Source organism: Pantoea sp. ACRSC (genome assembly GCF_022346785.1).
Lineage (GTDB): Bacteria > Pseudomonadota > Gammaproteobacteria > Enterobacterales > Enterobacteriaceae > Pantoea > Pantoea alvi.
Map to the genome: position 1 here is coordinate 137,919 of NZ_JAKRNN010000006.1, position 26,964 is coordinate 164,882.

General features: G+C 60.3%; 25 protein-coding genes. 15 read left to right on the plus strand and 10 right to left on the minus strand.

Going from position 1 to position 26,964, the window contains the following annotated elements:
• From murD to mutT, 12 genes are all read left to right on the plus strand, one after another.
• A complete protein-coding gene (gene murD, locus MHZ97_RS08815) occupies positions 1-1,317 on the plus strand; it encodes a UDP-N-acetylmuramoyl-L-alanine--D-glutamate ligase (protein ID WP_239314352.1) in 1,317 nt (438 codons plus the stop codon).
• Positions 1,317-2,543 carry a cell division protein FtsW gene (gene ftsW, locus MHZ97_RS08820; RefSeq protein WP_103793939.1) on the plus strand — a complete coding sequence of 409 codons (1,227 nt, stop codon included), beginning with the start codon at positions 1,317-1,319 and terminating at the stop codon, positions 2,541-2,543. Before murD ends, ftsW begins: the two co-directional genes overlap by 1 nt.
• Positions 2,540-3,598, plus strand: a complete 1,059-nt coding sequence (gene murG, locus MHZ97_RS08825) for an undecaprenyldiphospho-muramoylpentapeptide beta-N-acetylglucosaminyltransferase (RefSeq protein ID WP_239314353.1) — start codon at positions 2,540-2,542, stop codon at positions 3,596-3,598. The genes ftsW and murG overlap by 4 nt, the downstream gene beginning before the upstream one ends.
• A gap of 69 nt (positions 3,599-3,667) precedes the next feature.
• A complete protein-coding gene (gene murC, locus MHZ97_RS08830; protein WP_239314354.1) occupies positions 3,668-5,143 on the plus strand; it encodes a UDP-N-acetylmuramate--L-alanine ligase in 1,476 nt (491 codons plus the stop codon).
• The gene (locus tag MHZ97_RS08835) at positions 5,136-6,056 is read left to right on the plus strand and encodes a D-alanine--D-alanine ligase (RefSeq protein ID WP_239314355.1); all 921 of its coding nucleotides are present in this window, start codon (positions 5,136-5,138) and stop codon (positions 6,054-6,056) included. Before murC ends, MHZ97_RS08835 begins: the two co-directional genes overlap by 8 nt.
• Position 6,057: 1 nt before the next feature.
• Positions 6,058-6,894 (plus strand): cell division protein FtsQ, encoded by an 837-nt coding sequence (gene ftsQ / locus MHZ97_RS08840; RefSeq protein ID WP_048783799.1) that lies wholly within the window; start codon positions 6,058-6,060, stop codon positions 6,892-6,894.
• Complete coding sequence (ftsA, locus tag MHZ97_RS08845; RefSeq protein WP_239314356.1) at positions 6,891-8,147, plus strand: cell division protein FtsA; 1,257 nt, start codon at positions 6,891-6,893, stop codon at positions 8,145-8,147. The genes ftsQ and ftsA overlap by 4 nt, the downstream gene beginning before the upstream one ends.
• Positions 8,148-8,216: 69 nt before the next feature.
• Positions 8,217-9,371, plus strand: coding sequence for a cell division protein FtsZ (gene ftsZ / locus MHZ97_RS08850; RefSeq protein WP_033749494.1), 1,155 nt, complete (start codon positions 8,217-8,219; stop codon positions 9,369-9,371).
• A gap of 101 nt (positions 9,372-9,472) precedes the next feature.
• On the plus strand, positions 9,473-10,390 hold the full coding sequence (gene lpxC, locus MHZ97_RS08855; RefSeq protein ID WP_033749496.1) for a UDP-3-O-acyl-N-acetylglucosamine deacetylase: 918 nt from the start codon (positions 9,473-9,475) through the stop codon (positions 10,388-10,390).
• A 300-nt stretch (positions 10,391-10,690) separates the two neighbouring features.
• Positions 10,691-11,197: a secA translation cis-regulator SecM gene (gene secM, locus MHZ97_RS08860; protein WP_199187274.1), complete on the plus strand. Its 507-nt coding sequence runs from the start codon at positions 10,691-10,693 to the stop codon at positions 11,195-11,197.
• A gap of 70 nt (positions 11,198-11,267) precedes the next feature.
• The gene (gene secA / locus MHZ97_RS08865; RefSeq protein WP_103793944.1) at positions 11,268-13,973 is read left to right on the plus strand and encodes a preprotein translocase subunit SecA; all 2,706 of its coding nucleotides are present in this window, start codon (positions 11,268-11,270) and stop codon (positions 13,971-13,973) included.
• A 117-nt stretch (positions 13,974-14,090) separates the two neighbouring features.
• A complete protein-coding gene (gene mutT, locus MHZ97_RS08870; protein WP_103793945.1) occupies positions 14,091-14,486 on the plus strand; it encodes an 8-oxo-dGTP diphosphatase MutT in 396 nt (131 codons plus the stop codon).
• A 24-nt stretch (positions 14,487-14,510) separates the two neighbouring features.
• On the opposite strand, the gene yacG is transcribed toward mutT, so the two are convergent.
• Genes yacG through coaE form a run of 3 tightly spaced genes read right to left on the minus strand, consistent with a single transcriptional unit; the run spans position 14,511 to position 16,073 of the window.
• Positions 14,511-14,708: a DNA gyrase inhibitor YacG gene (gene yacG / locus MHZ97_RS08875; protein WP_103793946.1), complete on the minus strand. Its 198-nt coding sequence runs from the start codon at positions 14,706-14,708 to the stop codon at positions 14,511-14,513.
• 8 nt (positions 14,709-14,716) lie between these two features.
• Positions 14,717-15,460, minus strand: a complete 744-nt coding sequence (zapD, locus tag MHZ97_RS08880) for a cell division protein ZapD (protein WP_103793947.1) — start codon at positions 15,458-15,460, stop codon at positions 14,717-14,719.
• A gap of 4 nt (positions 15,461-15,464) precedes the next feature.
• Positions 15,465-16,073 (minus strand): dephospho-CoA kinase, encoded by a 609-nt coding sequence (gene coaE / locus MHZ97_RS08885; RefSeq protein WP_239314357.1) that lies wholly within the window; start codon positions 16,071-16,073, stop codon positions 15,465-15,467.
• A gap of 216 nt (positions 16,074-16,289) precedes the next feature.
• On the opposite strand from coaE, the gene MHZ97_RS08890 reads away from it, so the two are divergent.
• On the plus strand, positions 16,290-17,330 hold the full coding sequence (locus MHZ97_RS08890) for a GMP reductase (RefSeq protein WP_239314358.1): 1,041 nt from the start codon (positions 16,290-16,292) through the stop codon (positions 17,328-17,330).
• A gap of 32 nt (positions 17,331-17,362) precedes the next feature.
• On the opposite strand, the gene hofC is transcribed toward MHZ97_RS08890, so the two are convergent.
• The 4 genes from hofC to nadC all read right to left on the minus strand — a co-directional run bounded on the left by hofC (position 17,363) and on the right by nadC (position 21,453).
• On the minus strand, positions 17,363-18,562 hold the full coding sequence (gene hofC, locus MHZ97_RS08895) for a protein transport protein HofC (RefSeq protein ID WP_239314359.1): 1,200 nt from the start codon (positions 18,560-18,562) through the stop codon (positions 17,363-17,365).
• Positions 18,549-19,940, minus strand: coding sequence for a type II secretion system protein GspE (gene gspE / locus MHZ97_RS08900; RefSeq protein ID WP_239314372.1), 1,392 nt, complete (start codon positions 19,938-19,940; stop codon positions 18,549-18,551). The genes hofC and gspE overlap by 14 nt, the downstream gene beginning before the upstream one ends.
• Complete coding sequence (ppdD, locus tag MHZ97_RS08905) at positions 19,927-20,376, minus strand: prepilin peptidase-dependent pilin (RefSeq protein WP_239314360.1); 450 nt, start codon at positions 20,374-20,376, stop codon at positions 19,927-19,929. Before ppdD ends, gspE begins: the two co-directional genes overlap by 14 nt.
• A 180-nt stretch (positions 20,377-20,556) precedes the next feature.
• A complete protein-coding gene (gene nadC, locus MHZ97_RS08910; RefSeq protein ID WP_239314361.1) occupies positions 20,557-21,453 on the minus strand; it encodes a carboxylating nicotinate-nucleotide diphosphorylase in 897 nt (298 codons plus the stop codon).
• A gap of 198 nt (positions 21,454-21,651) precedes the next feature.
• Here nadC and ampD point away from each other — a divergent pair, with 198 nt between their 5' ends.
• Both ampD and ampE read left to right on the plus strand, forming a co-directional pair.
• Entirely contained in the window at positions 21,652-22,203 is a 552-nt protein-coding gene (ampD, locus tag MHZ97_RS08915) for a 1,6-anhydro-N-acetylmuramyl-L-alanine amidase AmpD (protein ID WP_103793953.1), read from the plus strand.
• Positions 22,204-22,219: 16 nt separating this feature from the next.
• A complete protein-coding gene (gene ampE / locus MHZ97_RS08920) occupies positions 22,220-23,074 on the plus strand; it encodes a beta-lactamase regulator AmpE (protein WP_224481549.1) in 855 nt (284 codons plus the stop codon).
• Here ampE and MHZ97_RS08925 read toward each other — a convergent pair.
• The 3 genes from MHZ97_RS08925 to aroP all read right to left on the minus strand — a co-directional run bounded on the left by MHZ97_RS08925 (position 23,056) and on the right by aroP (position 26,947).
• Positions 23,056-24,015 (minus strand): family 43 glycosylhydrolase, encoded by a 960-nt coding sequence (locus MHZ97_RS08925; RefSeq protein ID WP_239314362.1) that lies wholly within the window; start codon positions 24,013-24,015, stop codon positions 23,056-23,058. The two genes, ampE and MHZ97_RS08925, sit on opposite strands and share 19 nt — an antisense overlap.
• Positions 24,012-25,424 carry a glycoside-pentoside-hexuronide (GPH):cation symporter gene (locus MHZ97_RS08930; RefSeq protein WP_239314363.1) on the minus strand — a complete coding sequence of 471 codons (1,413 nt, stop codon included), beginning with the start codon at positions 25,422-25,424 and terminating at the stop codon, positions 24,012-24,014. The genes MHZ97_RS08925 and MHZ97_RS08930 overlap by 4 nt, the downstream gene beginning before the upstream one ends.
• Positions 25,425-25,591: 167 nt before the next feature.
• Positions 25,592-26,947, minus strand: coding sequence for an aromatic amino acid transporter AroP (gene aroP / locus MHZ97_RS08935; protein ID WP_239314364.1), 1,356 nt, complete (start codon positions 26,945-26,947; stop codon positions 25,592-25,594).
• Positions 26,948-26,964 lie beyond the last annotated feature (17 nt).

The following is a 26,964-nucleotide window of genomic DNA, read 5'->3' on the forward strand; positions in this document are numbered from 1 at the left end:
ATGGCTGACTATCGGGGCAGAAAAGTCGTCATTATCGGGCTGGGCCTGACGGGCCTCTCCTGTGTTGATTTCTTTTTAGCGCAAGGCGTAACGCCACGCGTGATGGATACCCGTGTGTCGCCGCCGGGACTCGACAAGCTGCCTGAGCAGGTTGAGCGCTACACCGGCGGCCTTAACAGCGACTGGCTGCTGGCGGCGGATCTGATCGTCGCCAGCCCAGGCATGGCGCTGGCGCATCCGGCACTGACTGAAGCAGCCGAGGCGGGCGTTGAAATCGTCGGCGATATCGAGCTGTTCTGCCGCGAGGCGCAGGCGCCGATCGTGGCGATCACCGGCTCTAACGGCAAAAGTACCGTTACCACGCTGGTTGGCGAGATGGCGCGAGCCGCGGGCTGGCAGGTTGGCGTCGGCGGCAATATCGGCCTGCCGGCGCTGTCGCTGCTGAAATCGCCCGCGCAGCTTTACGTGCTGGAGCTTTCCAGCTTCCAGCTGGAAACCACCTGGAGCCTGAAAGCCGCGGCGGCGACCATTCTCAACGTCACCGAAGATCATATGGATCGCTATCCGCTCGGTATGCAGCAGTATCGTGCCGCCAAGCTGCGCATCTATGAAAACGCGCGCGTCTGCGTGGTGAACGCCGACGATGCGCTGACCATGCCAGTACGCGGTGCCGATGCGCGCTGCGTCAGCTTCGGCATCGATTTCGGCGACTACCACCTTAATCGTCAGCAGGGCGCCACCTGGCTGCGGGTGAAGGGCGAAAAGGTGCTGAACACCGATGAGATGAAGCTGGTGGGGCAGCACAACTATACCAATGCGCTGGCGGCGCTGGCGCTGGCCGACGCCGTGGGCCTGCCGCGCGCCTCCAGTCTGGCGGCGCTGACCAGCTTTACCGGGCTGGCGCATCGCTTCCAGCTGGTGCATGAGGCCAACGGCGTGCGCTGGATTAACGACTCAAAAGCTACCAACGTCGGCAGCACCGAAGCGGCGCTTAACGGCCTGCAGGTGCAGGGCCGCCTCTGGCTGCTGCTGGGCGGCGACGGTAAGTCGGCGGATTTCACTCCGCTGGCGCGCTACGTGCAGGAGGAGAAGGTTCGCCTCTACTGCTTCGGCCGCGACGGCGACGCGCTGGCGGCGCTGCGGCCCGAGAGTGCGGTTCGCACCGAGACGATGGAGCAGGCGATGGCGCTGATTGCGCCGCAGGTTCAGCCTGGCGATATGGTGCTGCTCTCGCCCGCCTGCGCCAGCCTCGACCAGTTCCGTAATTTCGAACAGCGCGGCGATCGCTTCGCGCAGCTGGCGAAGGAGTTAGGCTGATGCGTATTCCTGGCGGCGGAATGATAATCGGACTCTTCGCCTTTATCGGCAGTCGGCTGAAAGACTGGGTAATGGGCGCGCGCGAAAGCGACGACTCCGCCCTGGTGCTCTATGACCGCACGCTGCTGTGGCTCACCTTCGGCCTGGCTATTGTCGGCTTCGTGATGGTGACCTCGGCCTCGATGCCGGTCGGTCAGCGTCTTAACGACGATCCCTTTTATTTTGCCAAGCGCGACGCCTTCTATATCGTGCTGGGACTCGGCATCGCGCTGGTTACGCTGCGGGTGCCGATGGATTTCTGGCAGCGCTACAGCAACGTTATGCTGCTGGCCACGGTGGTGATGCTGCTTATCGTGCTGGTAGTCGGCAGCTCGGTGAACGGCGCCTCGCGCTGGATCGCCCTCGGCCCGCTGCGTATTCAGCCGGCGGAGCTGTCGAAGCTGTCGCTTTTCTGTTATCTCGCCAGCTATCTGGTGCGTAAGGTCGAAGAGGTGCGTAACAACTTCTGGGGCTTCTGCAAGCCGATGGGCGTGATGGTGGTGCTGGCGGTGCTGCTGCTGGCGCAGCCTGACCTCGGCACCGTGGTCGTACTCTTCGTCACCACGCTGGCAATGCTCTTTCTGGCGGGCGCGAAGCTGTGGCAGTTTCTGGCGATTATCGGCTCCGGCATGTTCGCCGTGGTGCTGCTGATTATCGCGGAACCCTACCGTATGCGGCGCGTGACCTCGTTCTGGAACCCCTGGGAAGATCCCTTCGGCAGCGGTTACCAGCTGACCCAGTCGCTGATGGCGTTTGGCCGCGGCGAATTCTGGGGGCAGGGGCTCGGCAACTCGGTGCAAAAACTGGAGTATCTGCCGGAAGCGCATACCGACTTTATCTTCTCTATTATCGGCGAAGAGCTGGGTTATATCGGTGTGGTTTTAGCCTTGTTGATGGTATTCTTCGTCGCTTTTCGTGCGATGTCGATCGGCCGCCGCGCGCTGGAGATCGATCAGCGTTTTTCCGGCTTTCTCGCCTGCTCTATCGGCGTGTGGTTTAGCTTCCAGGCGCTGGTTAACGTCGGCGCGGCAGCGGGTATGCTGCCGACCAAAGGTCTGACGCTGCCGCTGATCAGCTACGGCGGCTCCAGCCTGTTGATTATGTCGACCGCCATCGTGTTTTTGCTGCGAATTGATTATGAAACGCGCCTGACCAAAGCGCAGGCGTTTACCCGAGGTGCCCGATGAGTGGGAAGCGTTTGATGGTGATGGCGGGCGGAACCGGCGGGCATGTTTTCCCCGGTCTGGCCGTCGCCCATCATCTGATGGAGCAGGGTTGGCAGGTTCGCTGGCTCGGCACAGCCGACAGAATGGAAGCGGATCTGGTGCCGAAACACGGTATTGAGATTGAGTTTATCCGCATCAGCGGCCTGCGCGGCAAAGGCCTGAAGGCGCTACTGCTGGCGCCGATGCGTATTTTTAACGCCTGGCGTCAGGCACGCGCCATTATGCGGGCGTGGCAGCCGGACGTGGTGCTGGGCATGGGCGGTTACGTTTCCGGTCCCGGCGGCCTCGCCGCCTGGAGCTGTGGCATTCCGGTGGTGCTGCACGAGCAGAACGGCATTGCCGGACTGACGAACAAATGGCTGGCGAAGATCGCCAGCAAGGTGATGCAGGCGTTTCCCGGCGCTTTTCCGCATGCGGACGTCGTCGGCAATCCGGTGCGCACCGACGTGCTGGCGCTGCCGCTGCCAGCGCAGCGTCTGGTCAACCGCAGCGGCCCGGTCCGCGTGCTGGTGGTCGGCGGAAGCCAGGGCGCGCGCGTGCTGAACCAGACGCTGCCGCAGGTCGCGGCCGCGCTGGGCGACAGCGTGACGCTGTGGCATCAGACCGGCAAAGGCGCGCTGCAGGATGTGCTCAGGGCGTACCAGCAGGTCGGGCAGACGCAGCACAAGGTTACAGAGTTTATTGACGATATGGCGTCCGCCTACGCCTGGGCGGATGTGGTGGTTTGCCGCTCCGGCGCGCTGACCGTCAGCGAAATCGCCGCTGCGGGCTTACCGGCGATTTTCGTGCCTTTTCAGCATAAAGATCGTCAGCAGTACTGGAATGCGCTGCCGCTGGAAAAAGCGGGCGCGGCCAAAATTTTTGAGCAGCCGCAGTTTACCGCGGATGCCGTGGCGGAGACGCTGCGCCGCTGGGATCGCCCAACGCTGTTGAGCATGGCGGAAAAGGCCCGCCAGGTGGCGATCCCCGATGCGACCGAACGGGTTGCGCGAGAAGTGGCGCGCGCCGCGAAGTGAATAATCGGGCCAGCGTTGCTGGCCGGTGCCGTAACGGGCACGGATAAAGATGACAGGTAACTAGGAACGATGAATACACAACAACTGGCAAAACTGCGCTCCATTGTGCCCGAGATGCGTCGCGTCCGGCACATTCACTTTGTCGGCATCGGCGGTGCCGGCATGGGCGGTATTGCCGAAGTGTTGGCGAACGAGGGTTACCATATTAGCGGCTCCGATCTGGCGCCGAACGCGGTGACGCAGCATCTGGCGGCGCTGGGCGCCACCATCTATTTCAACCATCGCCCGGAAAACGTCATCGACGCCAGCGTGGTGGTGGTGTCCAGCGCGGTAGCGCAGGACAACCCGGAACTGGTCGCGGCGCGCGAACAGCGTATTCCCGTTATCCGCCGCGCTGAGATGCTGGCGGAGCTGATGCGCTTTCGTCACGGCATCGCCATTGCCGGCACGCACGGCAAAACTACCACCACGGCGATGGTGTCGAGCATCTATGCGGAAGGCGGCCTGGATCCGACCTTTGTTAACGGCGGTCTGGTTAAGGCGGCGGGCACGCACGCGCGGCTCGGCAGCAGCCGCTACCTGATTGCGGAAGCGGACGAGAGCGACGCCTCTTTCCTGCATCTGCAGCCGATGGTGGCGGTGGTGACCAATATCGAAGCTGACCACATGGACACCTACCAGGGCGACTTCGAAAACCTGAAGCAGACGTTTATTAATTTTCTGCACAACCTGCCGTTTTATGGTCGTGCGGTAATGTGCATCGATGATGTAGTGATCCGCGATCTGATCCCGCGCGTGGGACGTCATATCACCACCTACGGCTTCAGCGACGACGCCGACGTGCGCATTGAACACTATGAGCAGCGCGGCGCGCAGGGGCACTTTACCCTGGTGCGTCACGACAAGCCTCGCCTGCAGGTGACGCTGAACGCCCCAGGCCGCCATAACGCGCTTAACGCGGCGGCGGCGGTAGCGGTCGCGAGCGAAGAGGGCATCGACGACGACGCCATTCTCGCCGCGCTGGAGAGTTTCCAGGGCACCGGGCGTCGCTTCGATCTGCTGGGCGAGTTCCCGACGGAGCCGGTAAACAGCAATCCGGGCACGGCGATGCTGGTCGACGATTACGGCCATCATCCGACCGAAGTCGACGCCACCATCAAGGCGGCACGCGCCGGCTGGCCGGACAAGAAGCTGGTGATGGTATTCCAGCCGCACCGCTATACGCGCACTCGCGACCTGTTCGACGACTTCGCCAACGTGCTGTCGCAGGTCGACGTGTTGCTGATGCTGGATGTCTATTCGGCGGGCGAAACGCCGATCCCCGGCGCAGACAGCCGCGCGCTCTGCCGCTCTATTCGCGGACGCGGCAAGGTCGATCCGGTGCTGGTACCGGATCACGACGCGCTGCCGGAAATGCTGGCGCCGCTGCTGTCGGGCAAGGATCTGATTCTGGTGCAGGGCGCCGGTAACGTAGGCAAAGTGGCGCGCAAGCTGGCGGATTGCAAGCTGCAGCCCGAGCGTAAAGCGGAGGAGCGTCATGGCTGATAAAGTCGCCGTCCTGATGGGCGGTACCTCGGCAGAGCGCGACGTGTCGCTGATGTCGGGCAGCGCGGTGCTGGCGGGTCTGCGCGAGGCGGGCATTAACGCCCACGCGGTCGACACCCGCGATGTGTCGGTGCTGACGCTGAAAGAGCAGGGCTTTGACGCCGCGTTTATCGCGCTGCACGGCCGCGGAGGCGAAGATGGCACGCTGCAGGCGGTGCTGGAATTTTTACAGCTGCCCTATACCGGCAGCGGCGTGATGGCGTCCGCTATCACTATGGATAAGCTGCGCACCAAACTGCTCTGGCAGGGACGTGGATTGCCGTCTGGCCGGTTTGTCTGGCTGACGCGCGAGCAGTATCAGGCGGGTTTGAACGCTGAAACGCGCGACGCCGTCGAGGCGCTGGGCCTGCCGCTGTTCGTCAAGCCGAGCAGCGAAGGCTCCAGCGTCGGCATCAGCCGCGTCAACACGCCGGAGACGCTGCCTGCCGCGCTGGAAGAGGCTTTTCGTCATGACGATAACGTGCTGATCGAGGCCTTTCTCAGCGGCGAGGAGTACACGGTCGGCATTATTGGCGACCAGATTCTGCCGGCCATACGCATTCAGACCGCCAGCGAATTTTATGACTATGAAGCAAAATACATTTCTGACGATACTCAATACTTCTGCCCGGCTGGTTTGAGCGCCGAGCGGGAGGCAGAACTGCAGACGCTGGTCTGGGACGCATGGCGCGCACTGGGCTGCAGCGGCTGGGGACGAGTCGATGTCATGGTGGACGGTGAAGGCAACTTCCAGCTGCTGGAGGCGAACACTTCGCCGGGCATGACCAGCCACAGCCTGGTGCCGATGGCGGCAAGCGTTGCGGGAATGAGCTTCTCGCAGCTGGTGGCGCGTATTCTGGAACTGGCTGACTGATATGTCACAGGCGGCACTTAACGCACGGAACCGCGAACCCCAGGAGCGCGTGCGCACGGGGCGCAGCAACGGGGCCAGACTTTTCGGCATCGTTTTTCTGCTGATGGTTATTGGCATTATGATTTTCGGCGGGCTGGTGGTACTGAAGTGGATGAACGACGCGTCGCGCCTGCCGCTTTCACGGCTGGTGGTGACGGGCGAAACCCACTACACCACGCACGATGATATTCGCCAGGCGATTTTGTCGCTGGGCGCGCCGGGCACCTTTATGTCGCAGGATGTTAACATCCTCCAGCAGCAGATTGAGCGACTGCCGTGGATTAAACAGGTCAGCGTGCGCAAGCAGTGGCCTGACGAGCTGAAGATCCACCTGGTGGAATATGTGCCGGTGGCGCGCTGGAACGATCTGCATATGGTGGACGCGGACGGCGTCTCCTTCAGCGTGCCGGCCAGCCATATCGGCAAGGAAACGATGCCGATGCTGTATGGGCCGGAAGGCAGCGAAAAAGAGGTGTTGGCGGGCTATCACAGCATGAGCGACGTGCTGAAGGCCAACAAGTTTACCCTGAAGGTCGCGTCGATGACGGCGCGGCGGTCATGGCAGCTGGTCACCAGCGACGATGTCCGCATCGAGCTGGGGCGCGGCGAACCCATGAAGCGTCTTAACCGATTTATCGAGCTCTACCCGGCGTTGCAGCAGCAAGGGCAAAATGAGCACAAGCGTATCAGCTATGTGGATTTGCGGTACGACTCGGGTGCAGCCGTGGGCTGGACGCCGGAGCCCGTAGAGCTCCAGGACAGTAATCAGCAACAGAACCAGGCACAGGCTAAACAATGATCAAGGCAACGGACAGAAAACTGGTAGTTGGACTCGAAATTGGCACCGCGAAGGTTGCCGCCCTGGTTGGGGAAATTCTGCCCGATGGTATGGTCAACATTATCGGGGTGGGCAGTTGCCCGTCTCGCGGCATGGATAAAGGCGGCGTAAACGACCTCGAGTCGGTGGTGAAATGCGTACAGCGCGCCATCGACCAGGCTGAGCTGATGGCGGATTGCCAGATCTCGTCGGTCTACCTCGCTTTATCGGGCAAACATATCAGCTGCCAGAACGAAATCGGGATGGTTCCGATTTCAGAAGAGGAAGTGACTCAGGATGATGTGGAAAATGTCGTACACACTGCGAAGTCAGTGCGCGTGCGCGATGAGCACCGCATCCTGCATGTTATTCCTCAGGAATACGCTATCGATTATCAGGAAGGCATCAAAAATCCGGTCGGCTTGTCGGGCGTGCGCATGCAGGCAAAAGTGCACCTGATCACATGTCACAACGATATGGCGAAAAATATCGTTAAAGCCGTTGAACGTTGCGGCCTTAAAGTTGACCAACTGATTTTTGCCGGTCTGGCGTCCAGCTTCGCCGTACTGACCGAAGATGAACGTGAGCTTGGCGTCTGTGTTGTCGACGTCGGCGGCGGTACAATGGATATCGCTGTTTATACAGGCGGCGCGCTGCGTCACACTAAAGTGATCCCCTATGCGGGTAACGTAGTCACCAGCGATATCGCCTACGCGTTCGGCACGCCGCCGACAGATGCGGAAGCGATTAAAGTTCGCCACGGCTGCGCGCTGGGTTCGATTGTCGGCAAAGACGAAAACGTCGAAGTGCCGAGCGTAGGCGGACGTCCGCCGCGCAGTCTGCAACGGCAGACGCTGGCTGAAGTGATCGAGCCGCGCTACACCGAATTGCTGAATCTGGTTAACGACGAGATTTTGCAGCTACAGGAACAACTGCGTCAGCAGGGCGTTAAGCACCATCTGGCAGCCGGGATTGTGCTGACCGGTGGCGCGGCGCAAATTGAAGGGCTTGCCGCCTGCGCGCAACGCGTTTTCCATACGCAGGTGCGCATCGGGCAGCCGCTCAATATCACAGGATTGACAGATTACGCGCAGGAACCTTATTACTCGACCGCAGTGGGACTGCTGCACTATGGCAAAGAGTCCCATATGAACGGCGATGCAGAGACGGAAAAACGCGCATCGGTGGGCAGCTGGTTCAAGCGCATCAATAGCTGGTTGAAGAAAGAATTTTGATTTTAGAAAGGAGACCATGCTGGCACTGTTTATGGTCTCCAGGCGACAGGCACATAACGGAGAGAAATCATGTTTGAACCGATGGAATTAACCAATGACGCGGTGATTAAAGTCATCGGCGTCGGCGGGGGCGGTGGCAACGCCGTAGAGCACATGGTACGCGAGCGTATCGAAGGTGTGGAATTCTTCGCTGTGAACACCGACGCCCAGGCGTTGCGTAAAACAGCGGTTGGCCAGACTATCCAGATCGGTACCAATATCACCAAAGGTCTGGGTGCCGGAGCGAATCCGGAAGTTGGTCGTACCTCTGCGGAAGAAGATCGCGAAGCACTGCGTTCTGCGCTGGAGGGAGCAGACATGGTGTTTATCGCTGCCGGTATGGGCGGCGGTACCGGTACCGGCGCTGCGCCGGTGGTGGCGGAAGTAGCCAAAGACCTGGGCATTCTGACCGTTGCGGTCGTGACCAAGCCTTTTAACTTCGAAGGCAAAAAGCGCATGGCCTTTGCCGAGCAGGGCATCGCCGAACTCTCTAAGCATGTGGATTCGCTGATTACGATCCCGAACGACAAGCTGCTGAAAGTGCTGGGTCGCGGCATCTCTCTGCTCGACGCCTTCGGCGCGGCAAACGACGTGCTGAAAGGCGCAGTACAGGGCATCGCCGAGCTGATTACGCGTCCGGGCCTGATGAACGTCGACTTCGCTGACGTGCGCACCGTTATGTCCGAAATGGGCTACGCCATGATGGGTTCCGGCGTTGCCTGCGGCGAAGACCGTGCGGAAGAGGCGGCGGAAATGGCGATCTCCAGCCCGCTGCTGGAAGATATCGACCTTTCTGGCGCGCGCGGCGTGCTGGTCAACATCACCGCGGGCTTCGACCTGCGTCTGGATGAGTTCGAAACCGTGGGTAACACTATCCGCGCCTTCGCCTCTGACAACGCGACCGTGGTTATCGGTACCTCGCTGGATCCAGAGATGAACGACGAACTGCGCGTCACCGTGGTGGCAACCGGCATCGGCATGGACAAGCGTCCGGAAATTACCCTGGTGACCAACAAGCCAGCCAGCCAGCCTGTGATGGATCATCGCTACCAGCAGCACGGCATGTCGCCGCTGCCGCAGGAGCAAAAGCCGGCGGCTAAAGTGGTCAACGACCAGACTGCGCAGTCAAACAAAGAGCCCGATTACCTTGATATTCCAGCGTTTCTGCGTAAGCAGGCCGATTAGGAATAAGCTGAGAATTGGGATTCTCCGCTCTTTGTGCTAAAGTGTTCGCCCGCTGGTAAAGTATACTGGCGGTCGGATGGGTAATATTGCGAGATAATACGATGATCAAACAAAGGACATTAAAACGTATTGTTCAGGCGACTGGTGTCGGTTTGCATACCGGCAAGAAAGTCACGCTGACCTTACGCCCTGCGCCGGCTAATACCGGGGTCATCTATCGTCGCACTGACTTGAATCCACCGGTTGATTTCCCGGCTGATGCAAAATACGTGCGCGACACCATGCTGAGTACCTGCCTGGTGAATGATGAAGGCGTACGTATTTCGACGGTTGAGCATTTGAACGCCGCGCTGGCTGGCCTGGGTATCGACAACATTATCGTTGAAGTGGATGCGCCGGAAATCCCGATTATGGATGGCAGCGCCGCGCCCTTTATCTATCTGCTGATGGATGCGGGTATCGAACAGCTGAACAGCGCGAAGAAATTCGTGCGCGTTAAGCAGACTGTTCGCGTGGAAGATGGCGATAAGTGGGCCGAGATCAAGCCGTACAACGGTTTCTCTCTCGATTTCACCATCGACTTCAACCATCCGGCGATCGACTCCAGCTCCCAGCGCTATCAGCTGAACTTCTCTGCCGACTCTTTTGTGCGTCAGATCAGCCGCGCGCGTACCTTCGGCTTTATGCGCGAAATCGAGTATCTGCAATCCAAAGGCCTGTGCCTGGGCGGTAGTCTGGATTGCGCTATCGGTCTCGACGATTTCCGCGTGCTGAATGAAGAAGGCCTGCGTTTTGAAGATGAATTCGTTCGTCACAAAATGCTGGATGCGATCGGCGACCTGTTTATGTGCGGCCACAATATTATCGGCGCGTTCACCGCGTTCAAATCAGGCCACGCACTGAACAACAAGCTGCTGCAGGCCGTCCTGGCGAAACAAGAAGCCTGGGAATGGGCTACCTTCGAAGACGAAGCGGAACTGCCGCTGGCGTTCAAGGCACCGAATCTGGTTCTGGCTTAATTACCCCGGAACCCTGAAAGGCTGGTTATGCTGACACCCTCTCCGGTCAGCGGCACCAGCCTTTTTTATTGCGCTTTTTTTGCCCCTCTGAATTTTCGACACGTCTCGCACTAAATGGCATAGCGTTGCTGAAACGCTGAACAAACAGGCGGCTTTTCTTCCAGAGCGACTTTAAACACTGATGTGGGCGCCCCACATTAATGGTACTATCAGGCGCTCTGAAAAGCTGAGCGCCGCTGTTCAAAGATGAGCGGCAAACCCCTGACAACGACGCGCTCGTTGATGCGCAATGGAAGAGTTGTGATCGGAATTTTTCTACGCTGGCGACATTTAGGCAGACGCTATTTCTGGCCTCATCTCCTGTTGGGGATGGTGGCGGCCAGCTTTGGCTTGCCTGTCTGCGCCCAGAGCGCCGAATTCAACACCTCATCCGAATCCTCCTCCAGCAGCCTGTTCGTCGGCAACGCCGCGCGCTTCGATCATCTGATCCGGCTGCAGGAGACGGCGCGCCGTCCCAGCTTTACGATAGATTACTGGCATCAGCACGCTATCCGCACGGTTATCCGCCATCTTTCTTTTACCCTGACGCCGCAGGCGGAAACGCCCGATATGCTACCGCTGGCTGCGCACAAGCTGGCGTTGATCGACTCGCTTCAGGCGTTGCTGACTACCCACACCTCTCTGCGCCAGCCGTCGCAGCCGGTCGCTGAGGCGCCGCGCGATACGCTCGCGCCTGCCACTTCACTGGCCGACTGGCGCAGCAAAACCCATGCAATTCGCGCCGGACCGTCTACGCTGCTTGTCTGAACCCCTTTTTAAAATACCTTTATTTATTATCGCAGCCCGCGCGACGCGGCTGAATTGAGAAGTTTTTAATATGTTAATCAAACTGTTAACTAAAGTATTTGGCAGCAGCAACGATCGTACCCTGCGCCGCATGCGCAAAGTCGTAGACGTCATCAACAAGATGGAGCCGGATTTCGAGAAACTTTCTGACGATGAGCTGAAAGCGAAAACCGACGAGTTCCGCGAGCGCCTGAAAAAGGGCGAGACGCTGGAAAGCCTGATCCCGGAAGCCTTCGCAACGGTGCGTGAAGCGAGTAAGCGCGTCTTCGGCATGCGTCACTTTGACGTACAGCTGATCGGCGGCATGGTGCTGAACGATCGCTGTATCGCAGAGATGCGCACCGGTGAAGGTAAAACGCTGACCGCGACCCTGCCGGCGTACCTCAACGCGCTGAGCGGCAAAGGCGTGCACGTTGTCACCGTCAACGACTATCTGGCGCAGCGCGATGCGGAAAATAACCGTCCGCTGTTTGAATTCCTGGGCCTGAGCGTCGGCATTAACCTGCCGGGCATGCCTTCAGTGGCGAAGCGCGAAGCCTACGCGGCAGATATTACCTACGGCACCAACAACGAATATGGCTTTGACTATCTGCGCGACAATATGGCGTTCAGCCCTGAAGAGCGTGTGCAGCGTAAGCTGAACTACGCGCTGGTGGATGAGGTCGACTCCATTCTGATCGACGAAGCGCGTACGCCGCTGATTATCTCCGGTCCGGCGGAAGACAGCTCGGAAATGTACACCAGGGTCAACAAAATCATTCCTGGCCTGGTACGCCAGGAGAAAGAAGATTCTGACACCTTCCAGGGCGAAGGCGATTTCTGGGTAGATGAGAAAGCGCGTCAGGCGCACATGACCGAGCGCGGCCTGATCAAGGTCGAAGAGCTGCTGGTCAGCCAGGGCATTATGGAAGAGGGCGAATCACTCTACTCGCCAACCAACATCATGCTGATGCATCACGTCACCGCGGCCTTGCGCGCTCACGCGCTGTTCACGCGCGATGTGGATTACATCGTGAAGGATGGCGAAGTGGTTATCGTTGACGAGCACACCGGCCGTACCATGCAGGGCCGCCGCTGGTCAGATGGCCTGCATCAGGCGATTGAAGCCAAAGAGGGCGTGGAGATCCAGAACGAGAACCAGACGCTGGCCTCTATCACCTTCCAGAACTACTTCCGTCTCTACGAAAAACTGGCCGGTATGACCGGTACGGCGGACACTGAGGCCTTTGAGTTCAGCTCTATTTATAAACTCGATACGATCGTCGTGCCGACCAACCGTCCGATGGTACGTAAAGATCTGCCCGATCTGGTCTATATGACCGAAAAAGAGAAGATCGACGCGATCATCGAAGATATCCGCGAGCGTACCGCCAATGGGCAGCCGGTGCTGGTGGGGACAATCTCTATTGAAAAATCAGAGGTGGTCTCTAATGAACTGACCCGCGCGGGCATCAAGCACAACGTGCTGAACGCCAAGTTCCACGCCCGTGAAGCGGACATCGTCGCTCAGGCGGGTCAGCCGGGTGCGGTCACCATCGCTACCAACATGGCGGGTCGTGGTACCGACATTATGCTGGGCGGCAGCTGGCATGCAGAGGTCGCCGAACTGGTCGAGCCAACAGAAGCGCAGATCGAAGAGATTAAAGCGGCCTGGCAGCAGCGCCACGATGCGGTACTCGCCTCAGGCGGTCTGCATATTATCGGCACCGAGCGCCATGAGTCGCGCCGTATCGACAACCAGCTGCGCGGTCGCGCCGGTCGTCAGGGCGACGCCGGTTCTTCCCGTTTCTACCTGTCGATGGAAGATGCGCTGATGCGTATTTTCGCCTCGGATCGCGTCTCTAATATGATGCGTAAACTGGGCATGAAGCCGGGTGAAGCGATCGAGCACCCGTGGGTGACCAAAGCCATCGCTAACGCGCAGCGTAAAGTCGAGAGCCGTAACTTCGATATCCGTAAGCAGCTGCTGGAGTATGACGACGTGGCGAACGACCAGCGTCGCGCTATCTACAGCCAGCGCAACGAGCTGCTGGACGTTTCCGACGTCAGCGAAACCATTAACAGCATCCGCGATGACGTGTTTAAAACCACCATCGACACCTACATTCCGCCGCAGTCGCTGGAAGAGATGTGGGACGTGCCGGGTCTGGAAGAGCGTCTGCGCGCTGACTTCGATCTCGACCTGCCGATCGCCGAGTGGCTCGATAAAGAGCCGGATCTGCATGAAGAGACGCTGCGCGAGCGCATTATGACGCGCGCCCGCGAGAGCTACGCCAGCAAGGAAGAGGTGGTTGGCGTTGAGATGATGCGCAACTTCGAAAAAGGCGTCATGCTGCAGACGCTGGATTCGCTGTGGAAAGAGCACCTGGCGGCGATGGACTATCTGCGTCAGGGCATCCATCTGCGCGGCTATGCGCAGAAAGATCCTAAGCAGGAGTACAAGCGCGAATCCTTCGCCATGTTCGCAGCCATGCTTGAGTCGCTGAAATATGAAGTGGTCAGCACCCTGAGCAAGGTTCAGGTACGTATGCCGGAAGAGGTCGAAGCGATGGAGCAGCAGCGTCGCGAAGAGGCGGAACGCCTGGCGCAGCAGCAGCAGCTCAGCCACGTTGACGACGAAGCGGCAGCCGCCGCATCGCTGGCAGCGCAGAGCGGCGAGCGCAAAGTCGGACGTAACGATCTTTGCCCGTGCGGCTCTGGTAAAAAATATAAGCAGTGCCACGGCCGACTGGCCTGACAGCTGTAAAAAAGGCGCTTCGGCGCCTTTTTTCTTGCCTGCGCGGCGTGATTAACTTTGCGCCGCCCATGCTTTAAAATCAGCGCACATTCACCCACCTGACGTGGAAAAAATTGTATGAAGCACCTGCAGGTTGCCGTTGGCATCATCCGTAACGCCGATAAAGAGATCTTTCTGGCCCAGCGCCCGGCGTCGTCCCATATGGCAAATATGTGGGAGTTCCCCGGCGGCAAGATCGAGCCGGGCGAGAGCGCTGAAGAGGCGCTGAAGCGCGAACTGCTGGAGGAGACCGGCATCGAGGTAACGCAGGCGACAGCGATTGGCTCGGCGGATCATACCTATGAAGCGCTGCGCGTGACGCTGAACTTCTTTCTGGTGGAAGGCTGGAAAGGGGAGCCGTGGGGCCGCGAAGGGCAGCCGCAGCGCTGGGTTGCGCAACGCGCGCTGGTGGCGGAGGAGTTCCCGCCGGCTAACCATGCGCTGGTTGCGCGTCTGGTCGCCGGCGAGCTTTAATAGCAGGGGCGCCAGCCCCTGCTGTCAGCGCTGCTCTTCGCTCCAGTCATCGCTGTCGTTCAGATCGCCCTCGCTGGGGATGCGCTTCTCTTCGTCCGCCCATTCGCCTAAATCAATCAGCTGGCAGCGCTTGCTGCAGAAAGGACGCCACGGACTGAGCTCATCCCAGATTACATCTTTCCCGCAGTGCGGACACTGAACGGTAATCACTTCATTTTGCATAGCTACCTCTAACAACAGGCCAGTTCAAAGTTGAGTCGTGCGGGCACCTCGCCGCGTTCGCTGTCCAGCGGCAAAAAGCGGATGGCGTAACGACTTTTGTGGCCGGAAACCTGGGGGTAAAGCGCATCTTCCAGCTGTAGCTGCAGGCGCAGCAGCTCTGCACCTTCGGCATTGTCCTGATAGAACCCGTTCAGGCTGGTCTGATGGCGAAACGCGCCCGACTGGCGAATAAGATCCAGAATCATCGCCAGGCTCTGGTGCAGCGGCGCCAGCGTCTCCAGCCAGGCGGCGACATGGCCGTCGCGCACCTCTTGCGGCTGATGCAGCCAGATATGTAGCCCTGGCAGATCGAAGCTGCAGCAGCCGCCCGGAATGCTGAGCCGCTGACGCACCAGGCCGATAAGCCGATCTTCGCGCAGTTGCTGCCCCATACGCGGTGCGCTGTTGAGCTGAACCGCCTGCGCTTTGAGCTTGTCACGCAGCGCATCGACCACGGCCATATCAACGCCCGGCACATCAGCCCAGGCGCGCAGTTTTTGCTGCTGACGCTCCAGCTCTTTCAGCAGTTCGGTGCGCATATCGCCGCGCTCGAAAATATCCAGCAGCTCGCCAATGATGCGGAAAAAGGTGAGCGCCGAAGCGGTGCGGGTCAGCGGCACGGTTTCATGCAGCTGCTGGATCAGGAACTCCACGCGCAGCCAGGTGCGCATTTTTTCATTCAGGGGATGTTCAAACAGAACGACTGTGCTCATGGCGTTAATCCTGTTGCGTTGCCGCCAGCGCCAGATAGCGCTGGTGCAGGGCGGCAACCTGCGGCAGCGCCTCATCGGGCGTGCCGCTGTTATTAATAACGTCGTCGGCTACGGCGAGGCGCGCGCTGCGCGTCGCCTGAGCAGACAGAATATTTTGCGCCTGCTGGCGGTCGATGCCGTCGCGCTGGATAGTGCGCCTGAGCTGCGTCGCTTCATCGACGTCAACCACCAGGACGCGATCCGCCTGATGCTGCAGGCCGTTTTCGACCAGTAACGGCACAACCCACAGCACATAAGGCGCGGTCGACAGCGCTTTCAGCTGCTGCGTGCGGGCGTTAATCAGGGGATGAAGCAGATTGTTCAGCCAGGCTTTTTCATCGGGCGACTGGAAAATAATCTCTCTCAGTCGGGGGCGATTCAGCGCGCCTTGCTCTGTCAGGATACGTTCGCCGTAGCGTTCCGCAATCCGCTGCAGCGCCGCGGATCCCGGCTCGACGACTTCGCGCGCGATCACATCCGCGTCGATGATGGGCACGCCAAGCGCCGCAAAAGCATTGGCGATGGTGCTTTTTCCACTGCCGATTCCTCCGGTCAGCGCCACGGTATAAGGCATATCACTCTCTCAGGCGCGCTACGCAGCAGGTAAACCGCAGCGTAAAACTGTGTGCGCGATCACAATGAAAATTCTCAGTTAAATTTATCGGATTGTAGCTTAAATAAAGTGAAATTCGCAGTCTTGTCGGCAGGCGTATGGCGCGTATGATTAGGCCACTGGAGCCGTGTGCGCTACCCGAACTGCGATTCGCCGCCACTTACCAGGACAATTTTTATGCGTATTGAAGAAGATTTAAAGCTGGGTTTTAAAGACGTGCTGATCCGTCCTAAACGATCCACGCTGAAAAGCCGCTCTGAGGTCGAACTGGAGCGTCACTTTACCTTTAAGCATTCTGGCCTGAGCTGGAGCGGCGTGCCGGTGATTGCCGCTAACATGGACACCGTCGGCACCTTCAGCATGGCGGAAGCGCTGGCTGGCTTCGATATCCTTACGGCGGTGCATAAGCATTACGACGTCGAGGCGTGGCGCGCTTTTATTCAGCGTTCCCCGGTCGCGGTGTTGAATCATATTATGGTGTCGACCGGCACCTCCGACGCCGACCTGCAAAAGCTGACGGCGATTCTGGCGCTCTCCGCCGATCTCAAATTCATCTGTATTGACGTGGCGAACGGCTATTCCGAGCACTTTGTTACCTTTCTGCAGCGCGCGCGCGAACGCTTCCCGGATCGCACCATCTGCGCAGGCAACGTGGTTACCGGCGAAATGGTGGAAGAGCTGATCCTCTCCGGCGCGGATATTGTTAAGGTGGGCATTGGCCCGGGGTCGGTATGCACCACGCGCGTGAAAACCGGCGTTGGCTATCCTCAGCTTTCGGCGGTCATCGAGTGCGCAGATGCGGCGCACGGCCTGGGCGGGCAGATTGTCAGCGACGGCGGCTGCGCGGTGCCGGGTGATATTGCTAAAGCGTTTGGCGGCGGCGCCGATTTCGTGATGCTGGGCGGCATGCTGGCCGCGCACGATGAGTGCGAGGGCACGCTGGTCGAAGAGAACGGCGAGCAGTTTATGCTGTTTTACGGTATGAGTTCAGAGTCGGCGATGAAGCGTCACGTGGGCGGCGTCGCACAGTATCGCGCGGCGGAAGGCAAAACGGTGAAATTGCCGCTGCGCGGTCCGGTCGCCGAGACGGCGCGCGACATTCTCGGCGGCCTGCGTTCAGCCTGTACTTACGTTGGCGCAGAGCGGCTGAAGGAGCTGACCAAGCGAACCACCTTTATCCGCGTCGCCGAGCAGGAAAACCGCGTTTTTAACCGTTAACGACCGTCCGGCATTAGGGCGCCTTGTGCGCCCTAATAGATCACACTCCCCAGCCCAAACACCGGCAGATACATCGCGATCACCAGCGTGCCGACGATGGCGCCAACGATCACCATCATGGCGGGCTCCAGCGAGGCGGCGAGCCTGTCGGCCCGCGCCAGGGTTTGCGCCTCATGCCATTCCGCCAGCCGCGCCAGCATGGTATCAAGCGCGCCAGCCTCCTCCCCGACGTGTATCAGCTGCATGCAGAGCGGCGTAAACAGCGGGTGGTCACGCATCGCCTGATGCAGCGGCGCGCCCTGCGTAATATGGAGCTGAAGCTCTACCACGGCGTCGCGCCACAGCCGGGTCGTCAGCGTCGCCTCCGCCGCCTGCAACCCCTGCAGCAGGGTGATGCCCGCCTGCTGTGTAAGCTGCAAAACCGCATAGATTTGGCTGAGCTGGCTGCCGCGCCACAGCTCCGAGAGCAGCGGCAGGCGCAGCATCAGACGCTGCTCCCACAGCTGCCACGCAGGCGAGCGTCGACGCAGCGCGCGCCAGGCAGCGGCGACTGTCAGCAGCGCGACCGCGATCCAGCCGCCCCAGCGCTGCAGGCCCACAGAGAGCGCCATCACCGCGGCGGTGAAGGCGGGCAGCGGCGCATTAAACGAGGCGTAGACCGAGACGAATTCTGGCAGTACGAACAGCAGCATGGCGGCGCTTACCGCCACGGCCACCAGTAAAATAAACAGCGGGTAGCGCAGCGCTTTTATCACTTTATTCCACAGCTGCTGCTGACGCGCCTGCTGATCGGCCAGCTGCGCGCAGCAGACGTCAAGCTGGCCGGTGAGTTCGCCCACCTGCATCAGCGCGGCGAACAGGGGCGGAAAAATTTGCGGCCACTGGCTTAACGCCTGCGAGAAGGGCTCGCCGCTTAATATCCGCTGGCGCAGCGCATGCAGCAGCAGTCGCCAGCCGGGTTGCGGATGGCCCTGCGACAGCAGCTCCAGCCCCTGCGCCAGCGGCAGGCCCGCTTTAAGCAGCGTGGCAAGCTGTCTGACAAGGTCGATTTTCTGCTGCCATTTCCAGTCGCGCGCGCGCCATACCCTGGCGCGCTGCCAGCTAACCGGCAGCAGATCCTGTTCAGCCAGCTGGCGCAGCAGGCTCTCTTCGTCAGCCGCCAGCAGCTCGCCCTCATGCAGCTGCTGCTGGCCATTGACCGCCTGCCAGCGGTAGAGGCTAAGACGGGACATCTTCCAGTCCGGTCACGCGCTGCATCTCCTCCAGCGAGGTCTCGCCGCGGCTGACCGCCTCTAGCCCGCTGCTGAACAGGGTGCGCATACCCTGCTTTTTCGCCAGCGCCAGCACGCTGTCGAGCGGCATTTCCGCGGCGATGGCGTTTTGCAGCTTGCCGCCAACCGGCAATATTTCAAACAGCGCCAGCCGCCCAAAATAGCCGGAAAAGCAGTGGTCGCAGCCGGGCGCGCGCCAGGTTTGCAGGGTGCCGGGCCAGATGTCGGGCGGGAAATGGGCGAGCGCCTGCGCCGGCTGGCGACAGTGCGGGCAGAGCCGCCGCACCAGCCGTTGCGCCACGATCAGCCGCAGCGCCGGGCCGAGCAGATAGCCGGGAATGCCCATCTGCCGCAGCCGCGTCAGCGTTTCCGCCGTGGAGTTGGTGTGCAGCGTCGATAATACCAGGTGGCCGGTCTGCGCCGCTTTGACCGCGATTTCCGCCGTTTCCGCATCGCGGATCTCGCCCACCATAATCACGTCGGGATCCTGACGCAGCAGCGCGCGCAGCACCCGGTTGAAATCAAGTCCGCATTTTGGATTGATCTGCGTCTGGTTAACGCCGACCAGCGGAATTTCCACCGGATCCTCGACGCTGCTGACGTTTACCTGCGGCTGATTGAGCGTGCTCAGGCAGCTATAGAGCGTAAAGGTTTTCCCGCTGCCGGTCGGCCCTGTCACCAGAATCAGGCCCTGCGGCTGCGCCAGCGCGGCGCTCAGCAGACGGCGCTGCGCGGCGGGCAGGCCCAGCTTATCCAGCGAGAGGGTGCTGCTTTCGCTCTGCAGCAGACGGATAACCGCCTTTTCGCCGTACTGCACCGGCAGCGTCGCCAGACGGAAGGCGGCGGCTTTGCCCTCCAGCGTCAGGGTAAACTGCCCATCCTGCGGCAGCCGTCGCTCGGCAATATCCAGCCCGCCGAGAATTTTCAGTCTGGCGAGCAGCGCGGCGGGCGGCGCCTCGCTCAGCGGCGTCAGCGGCTGCAGCACGCCGTCGATGCGCAGCCGTATCCTTACGCCGTCGCGCTGCGGCTCGATATGAATATCGGACGCCCGCCGCCGTAGCGCCTGTTGCAGCATCTGGTTTACGGCGTCGACCGCCGACTCCGGCAGCGCCTCGCGCGGGGCAGCCGCAGAGGCGCTGCCGTGCTGATGGAGATCGAGCCGCGCCAGCGGCCAGCATTCAATTTCAATCTGACACTGGCTGGCGAAGTGCAGCGCCTCGCTCAGCCCCTCCGGCACCGGTTCTGCCACGGCGACGCGCAGCAGCGTCGCATCGTGATGCAGCAGCACGGCCCGATAGCGCTGGCACAGGGCGCGAATAGCGGCATCAGGCATCGTCAGCTCCTTTATCATCGAAGCGGAACTGTTCCAGGCAGTTATCGCGCAGGCTGTCGCTGCTGCTGTTACAGCTGCGTTGCCACCTCAAACCGCCTTCCGCGCTGTCCCATACCGGCGTCATTTCGACGCTCAGGCCGTTCAGGCTCTCCTGACCGGTTAAGGTAATGACGCCGTTTACGACGCTGAGGGTAGAGACGTAACGTGAACCTTTCGCCGCCGGCACGCCTTTCTCGCCAGCCTGACACTGCGCCGGGCCGCCGCGCTCCAGCGCGCAGAGCTCAACGGCCGTTTTATAAGGCACCATGGTTTGCAGCATGTCGGTAAGTGCCGCGCGCTGCAGGTAGTTTTGGTAGGCCGGTATGCCGATAGCGCTGAGGATCGCCACGATCCCCACCACAATTATCAGCTCGACCAGGGTAAAGCCCTGTTGGTTGCTCATTGCATCGCCTTTCTTATGGGTAAGAGACGGCAGAGTAGAAAAGCGCAGGGGTCAGGCCCAGCGGCAGATTTCCGGGCCGGAAAAAGGCGCGCAAGAAAACGGCGGCGTTGCAGCGAGGGAAACAGCAGGGTGGGAGTGGACGCGCAAAAAAGCCGTGCGCGGCGGCACGGCCCTGACGGTTTACAGGCTGGTGAAGCGCATCGAGAGATCGAGCGCGCGCACGTGTTTGGTGAGCGCGCCGACGGAGACATAGTCGACGCCGGTCTGGGCAATCTGCGGCAGCGTCGCTTCCGTCACGTTGCCGGAGACCTCAAGCTGCGCGCGTCCCTGCGTGCGCACCACGGCGTCGCGCATCGCGTCGAAGGTGAAATTATCCAGCATAATAATGTCGGCACCCGCCGCCAGCGCCTGATCCAGCTCCTCCAGCGACTCCACTTCGACCTCTACCGGCACGTCCGGATGCAGCCAGAACGCTTTCTCTACCGCCTGACGAATCGACCCGCTGGCGATGATATGGTTTTCCTTAATCAGAAAGGCGTCCGAGAGGCCGAGGCGATGGTTCGCGCCGCCGCCGCACAGCACCGCATATTTCAGCGCAGTGCGCAGTCCCGGCAGGGTTTTGCGCGTGTCCAGCAGCTGCGTGTCGCTGCCTTCCAGTAGTTGCACATAGCGTCGGGTTTCGGTCGCTACCCCTGACAGCGTCTGGACGAAATTCAGGGCGGTGCGCTCGGCGGTCAGCAGGAGGCGGGAAGGGCCGCTCAGGGTGAACAGCGTTTGATCGGGTGTCAGGCTGTCGCCATCTTCGACCTGCCAGCTCAGCGTCACATGGCCGCCAAGCTGGTTAAACACCTCTTCTACCCAGCGTTTACCACAGAAAACACCCGCCTCACGCGTGATGACCCGGGCGTGCGCCTGGCTCTCTTCAGGAAGCAGCTGGGCGGTAATGTCGCGGTCGGCGTCGATTTCGCCGCCTAAATCCTCCTGCAAGGCGCGCGCGACCGTAGCGGGAATGTCCTGCTCGATGCGGGCGATCAGCGCCTCGCGGCGGCTATCAACACTATAACGGCGGGTTGGCATAACGATTTCGCTCCTGATGACCTCAATACAGAGGCAGCCACAATAGATCGAAACGGCGCTTTTCACCAGACGCAGCCGCACTTTTGTTTAGTATACTTAACTCTCGTCCGGCAGCGTCGCCTGGCCGCACCTTTAGGCTGCAAAAAGTTATCGTAAATCATGCTATTCTCAGCCGGACTCTGCTAAGGAAAAACCAGCATGAAACTGGAACAGGGCTGGCTGACCGACATTCGTCAGGTGCCGTCGCCGCATTTTAATCAACGTCCCAATGACGAGACGCCCTCGCTGTTGGTGATCCACAATATCAGCCTGCCGCCGGGCGAATTCGGCGGGCCGTGGATCGATCGGCTGTTTACCGGCACCTTGCCGCCCGACGCCCATCCCTATTTTGCCGACATCGCCCATCTGCAGGTCGCCGCGCACTGCCTGATTCGCCGCGACGGCGAAATCGTGCAGTATGTCTCTTTCGATCATCGCGCCTGGCACGCCGGGGTTTCCAGCTATCAGGGCCGCGAAAACTGCAACGACTTCTCTATCGGCATCGAGCTGGAAGGCACCGACGATCTGCCTTATACCGATGCGCAGTACCAGGCGCTGGCCGCCGTCACACAGCTGCTGCTGCAGCACTATCCTTTAACGCCATCGCGCATTACCGGCCACAGCGATATCGCCCCGACGCGCAAGACCGATCCGGGGCCGGCTTTTGACTGGGAGCAGTATCAGCAGCTGCTGGCGCAGACTTCTTTTTGATTTTCGCGGAGTGGGTATGACGTTGTTTTCCTTGTTACTGGTTTTAGGTTGGGAACGCCTGTTTAAGCTGGGTGAGCACTGGCAGCTCGATCATCGGCTGGAGCCGATCTTTCGCCGCCGCCGCCGTTTTTCGCTGCCGCGCACGCTCGGTATGACCCTGCTGGCGATGGCGCTGACGGCGCTGGCGATCTGGAGCGTAAAAGGCCTGCTGTTTGGCGTCGCGCAGCTGCTGTTCTGGATCCTGATCGGCCTGCTCTGCATCGGTGCCGGATCGGCGCGCCGGCACTATCACGCCTATTTAAAAGCGGCGAGTCACGACGATGTGGCAGCGCATCAGGCGATGGCGGCGGAGCTGACGCTGATCCACGGCGTGCCGGTGGAGTGCAGCGAGCGGGAGTTCCTGCGCGAGCTGCAAAACGCGCTGATCTGGATTAATTTTCGCTTCTATCTGGCGCCGATGTTCTGGTTTGTGGCGGGCGGCCCTTACGGGCCGGTGCTGCTGGTGGGTTACGCCTTCCTGCGCGCCTGGCAGAGCTGGCTGGCGAAGCATCAGTCGCCGCTGGAGCGCGCGCAGTCAGGCGTCGACGGCCTGCTGCACGTTATCGACTGGATCCCGGCGCGGCTGGCCGGCGTCGCCTATGCGCTGATGGGGCACGGCGAGAAGGCGCTGCCCGCCTGGTTCGCTGCGCTGACCGACCGTCACCGCTCGCAGTATCAGGTGCTGACCAGCCTGGCGCAGTTTTCGCTGGAGCGCGATCCGCACCTGGACAAGGTTGAAACCCCGCGCATCGCGGTGGCGCTGGCGAAGCGCATCTCGCTGGTGCTGGTGGTGGTGGTGGCACTGCTTACCATCTACGGCACGCTGGTATAGTCCGCAGGCGGCACGCCGAAGTCAGGTGTGCCGTCGTCGCGCCAGATAAAACTTTTTAGCCGCGTATGACGATTGGGGTCCCACAGCGGATCCCCTTCGATTTCCGTGTAGTTGCGTGCGTGATAGACCAGCACATCCTCGCCGTTCTCATCCTGAGTAAAGCAGTTATGGCCCGGACCGTACTGGTGGTTATCCCAGTTTGAGGTAAAGACCGGCCGCGCCGACTTGCGCCAGTTAGCGGCATTAAGCAGATCCTGCCGCACGTCGATCGACAGCAGCCCCATGCAGTAGTTTTCGTCGGTGGCGCTGGCGGAGTAGGTAACGAACAGCCGGTCGCCATGCTTAATCACCGCCGGCCCTTCGTTAACGCTGAACCCGGCGCACTCCCACTCATATTCCGGCCGGCTCAGCATGGTCGGCGCGCCTTTCAGCGTCCAGGGATTAAGCAGCTCCGCCAGATAAAGGTTGGAGTTGCCCGGAATCGCCGGATCTTTCTGCGCCCACAGATACCAGTTTTTACCCTGATGGACGAAGTGCGTGGCGTCCAGCGCAAAGCTGTCGAACTGGCTAAACACGCGGCGCGGCGCCTGCCAGCGTCCGCTGAGCGGATCGGCGTCGTCGCACACCAGCGCGTACATGCGGTGCTGAAACAGCCCGTCTTTAATGTCGCGCGTCGGCGCGGCGGCGAAATAGATCACCCACTGTTGGTCGATGCGGTGCAGCTCCGGCGCCCAGATCAGTTCGCTGCAGGGGCCGCTCTCTGGCTTGCGCCAGATCACGACCGGTTCGGCATGGCGCAGATCGTGCAGCGTGCTGGCGTGACGCAGCTCCAGCCGGTCATAGGCGGGTACGGAGGCGATAAAATAGTATTGCTGCTCATGACGCAGGATAAAGGGATCGGCCCGCTGTTCAATAAAGGGGTTCGGCCAGGGTTTGCTCATTTCGCTTCTCCGGGTTGGGTGACGACGCCGTCGCGCTGATGCACTTCATGCAGTTCGCGGAAGTTGGCGCGGCGCAGTGCGAGATCGTCCTGAATTGTGCGCATTAGCGCGTGGTCGACCTTCAGCAGGCGCACGACGCCTGCGGTAATCAGATAGCCCACGCCCGGAATAACGGTGAACAGCAGCATAATGCCGTTGACCGCCTGCGAAGACTGCTGTTTCGCGCCCGCGTCGTAGCCGTAAATCGAGAGTAAAAAGCCGACCATCGCACCCGCGACCGCCAGGCCAACCTTGAGGAAAAACAGGTTGCCGGAGAAGCTGATGCCGGTGATGCGCTTGCCGGTTTTCCACTCGCCGTAGTCATCGACATCGGCCATCAGCGACCAGTGCAGCGGCGACGGGATTTGATGCAGCACGTTCAGCAGGAAGTAGGCGACGACCACCGCGACGGTGGCGTGCGGATCGATCCAGTAGAAGCCGCAGGAGAACAAGGCCAGCGCGATATTGGTCCAGAAAAAGACCTTTAGCTTGCACCAGCGGTCGGTAAGCAGCTTCGCCAGCGTGCTGCCCAGCATCATGCCCACCACGCCGAGGCTGATAAACAGCGTGGCGAAGTGGGTCGACTGCCCCATCACCCAGGTGACGTAGTACATGGTGGCGGCCATGCGGATAAAGCCGGGGCAGACGTTGCAGAAGGTGAGCAGCAGAATGCGCACCCACTGGTCGTTTTTCCACACGTCGCGCAGATCGCTTTTTAACGCGTCATGGGTCGGCACCGCCGGGCGAATACGTTCGCGCACCGTGGCGAAGCAGAACAGAAACATTGCCAGCCCAATCAGCGCCAGTACGCTCATCGCCAGCTGATAGCCGCGCGCCTTGTCCTCGCCGCCGAACCACTCCGCCATCGGCAGCAGCGACAGGGAAAGGATCAGCGTCGCAATGCCGACCATGACAAAGCGATAGGACTGGCAGGAAACGCGCTCGCCGGGATCGCTGGTGATCACGCCGCCCAGCGAGCAGTAGGGAATATTGATGGCGGTGTAGGTCAGGGACATCAGAAAGTAGGTGACGAAGGCCCAAATCACCTTGTTTTCATAGCTCCAGTCCGGCGTCGTGAACATCAGCACGCTAAAAAGCACGTAGGGCACAGAGATCCAGAGCAGCCAGGGGCGGAAGCGCCCCCAGCGGCTCTGGGTACGATCGGCGATGGCACCCATAATCGGATCGGTAACCGCATCAAGCACGCGTACCGAGAGTAGCAGGGTTCCTACCAGCGCAGGCGCGAGACCGAAAACATCGGTATAGAAGTAATTAAGAAACAGCATGATGGCGCCGCCAATCATATTACAGCCAGCGTCGCCCATGCCGTAACCCAGCTTTTCGCGAAAAGAGAGGGCGGAATCCTTCATGATAATTATCCTGCGCATTAGGTATGAGCAGAGAATTATCGTTGCTGTATCAGCGGGATGGCTGGCAACAAATAGTCAGTAAGATGGACAAAACAGGCGCGGCGGGAAAAGTGTGAGCTGGATCGAGAGGGAAAACAGCCCGCCGAGCGACGTCGGCGGGCTAAACATCAGGCGCGCTGCACCTTGTTTTTGATGGCGTAGCCGATAGCCAGGATCACCAGCCAGACCGGGATCAGCCAGACCGATATCGCCATACCCGGCGTCATCAGCATAATAACCAGAATACCTGCAAGAAAGGCCAGGCAGAGCCAGTTTCCGAACGGATAGAGCAGGGCCTTGAAGCGCGTCGTCACGCCCTGCTGATCTTTCTTACGACGGAACTTCAGGTGCGCAAGGCTAATCATCGCCCAGTTAATCACCAGCGCAGAGACCACCAGCGACATCAGCAGGCCGAAGGCTTCGCCTGGCATCAGGTAGTTAATCAGCACGCAGAGGGCGGTCGCTACGGCAGAGACCAGAATGGTGGCCACCGGTACGCCGCGACGATCCACCTGCAGCAGCGCTTTCGGTGCGTTGCCCTGTTGCGCCAGGCCGAACAGCATGCGGCTGTTGCAGTAGACGCAGCTGTTATAGACCGACAGCGCGGCGGTCAGGATTACCACGTTCAGCGCGTTCGCCACCAGCGCGTCGCCAAGCTCATGGAAGATCAGCACAAAGGGGCTGGTATCTGCGGTAACGCGCGTCCATGGCATCAGCGACAGCAGCACCGCGAGCGAGCCGATATAGAAAATCAGAATGCGATAGATAACCTGATTGGTGGCTTTGGGGATGCTCTGCTCTGGATTATCGGCTTCCGCGGCGGTAATGCCGACCAGCTCCAGACCGCCGAAGGAGAACATAATGATCGCCATCATCATCACCAGCCCGCTCAAACCGTGCGGCAGGAAGCCGCCCTGCGCCCAGAGGTTGCTGACGCTGGCCTGCGGGCCGCCGGTGCCGCTGAAGAGCAGCCAGCCGCCGAACAGGATCATGCCGATCACCGCGATCACTTTAACGATAGAGAACCAGAACTCCATCTCGCCATAGACTTTCACGTTGGTGAGGTTAATGGCGTTGATCAGCACAAAGAATACGGCGGCAGTAATCCAGGTGGGAATATCTGGCCACCAGAACTGAACATATTTGCCAACGGCGGTAAGCTCGGCCATGGCCACCAGTACGTAGAGCACCCAGTAGTTCCAGCCAGAGGCGAAGCCGGCGAAGTTACCCCAGTATTTGTAGGCGAAGTGGCTAAAGCTGCCGGCGACCGGCTCCTCGACCACCATCTCTCCCAGCTGACGCATAATCAAAAAGGCGATAAAGCCGGCAATGGCGTAGCCCAGAATAACGCCCGGACCGGCAGCCTGGATCACCGATGCGCTGCCCAGAAACAGGCCGGTTCCCACCGCGCCGCCCAGCGCGATCAGCTGAATATGACGGTTTTTCAGCCCGCGCTTCAGCGTGTCGCCATGCTGTTGTTCCATACGAACCTCGTGTTGTT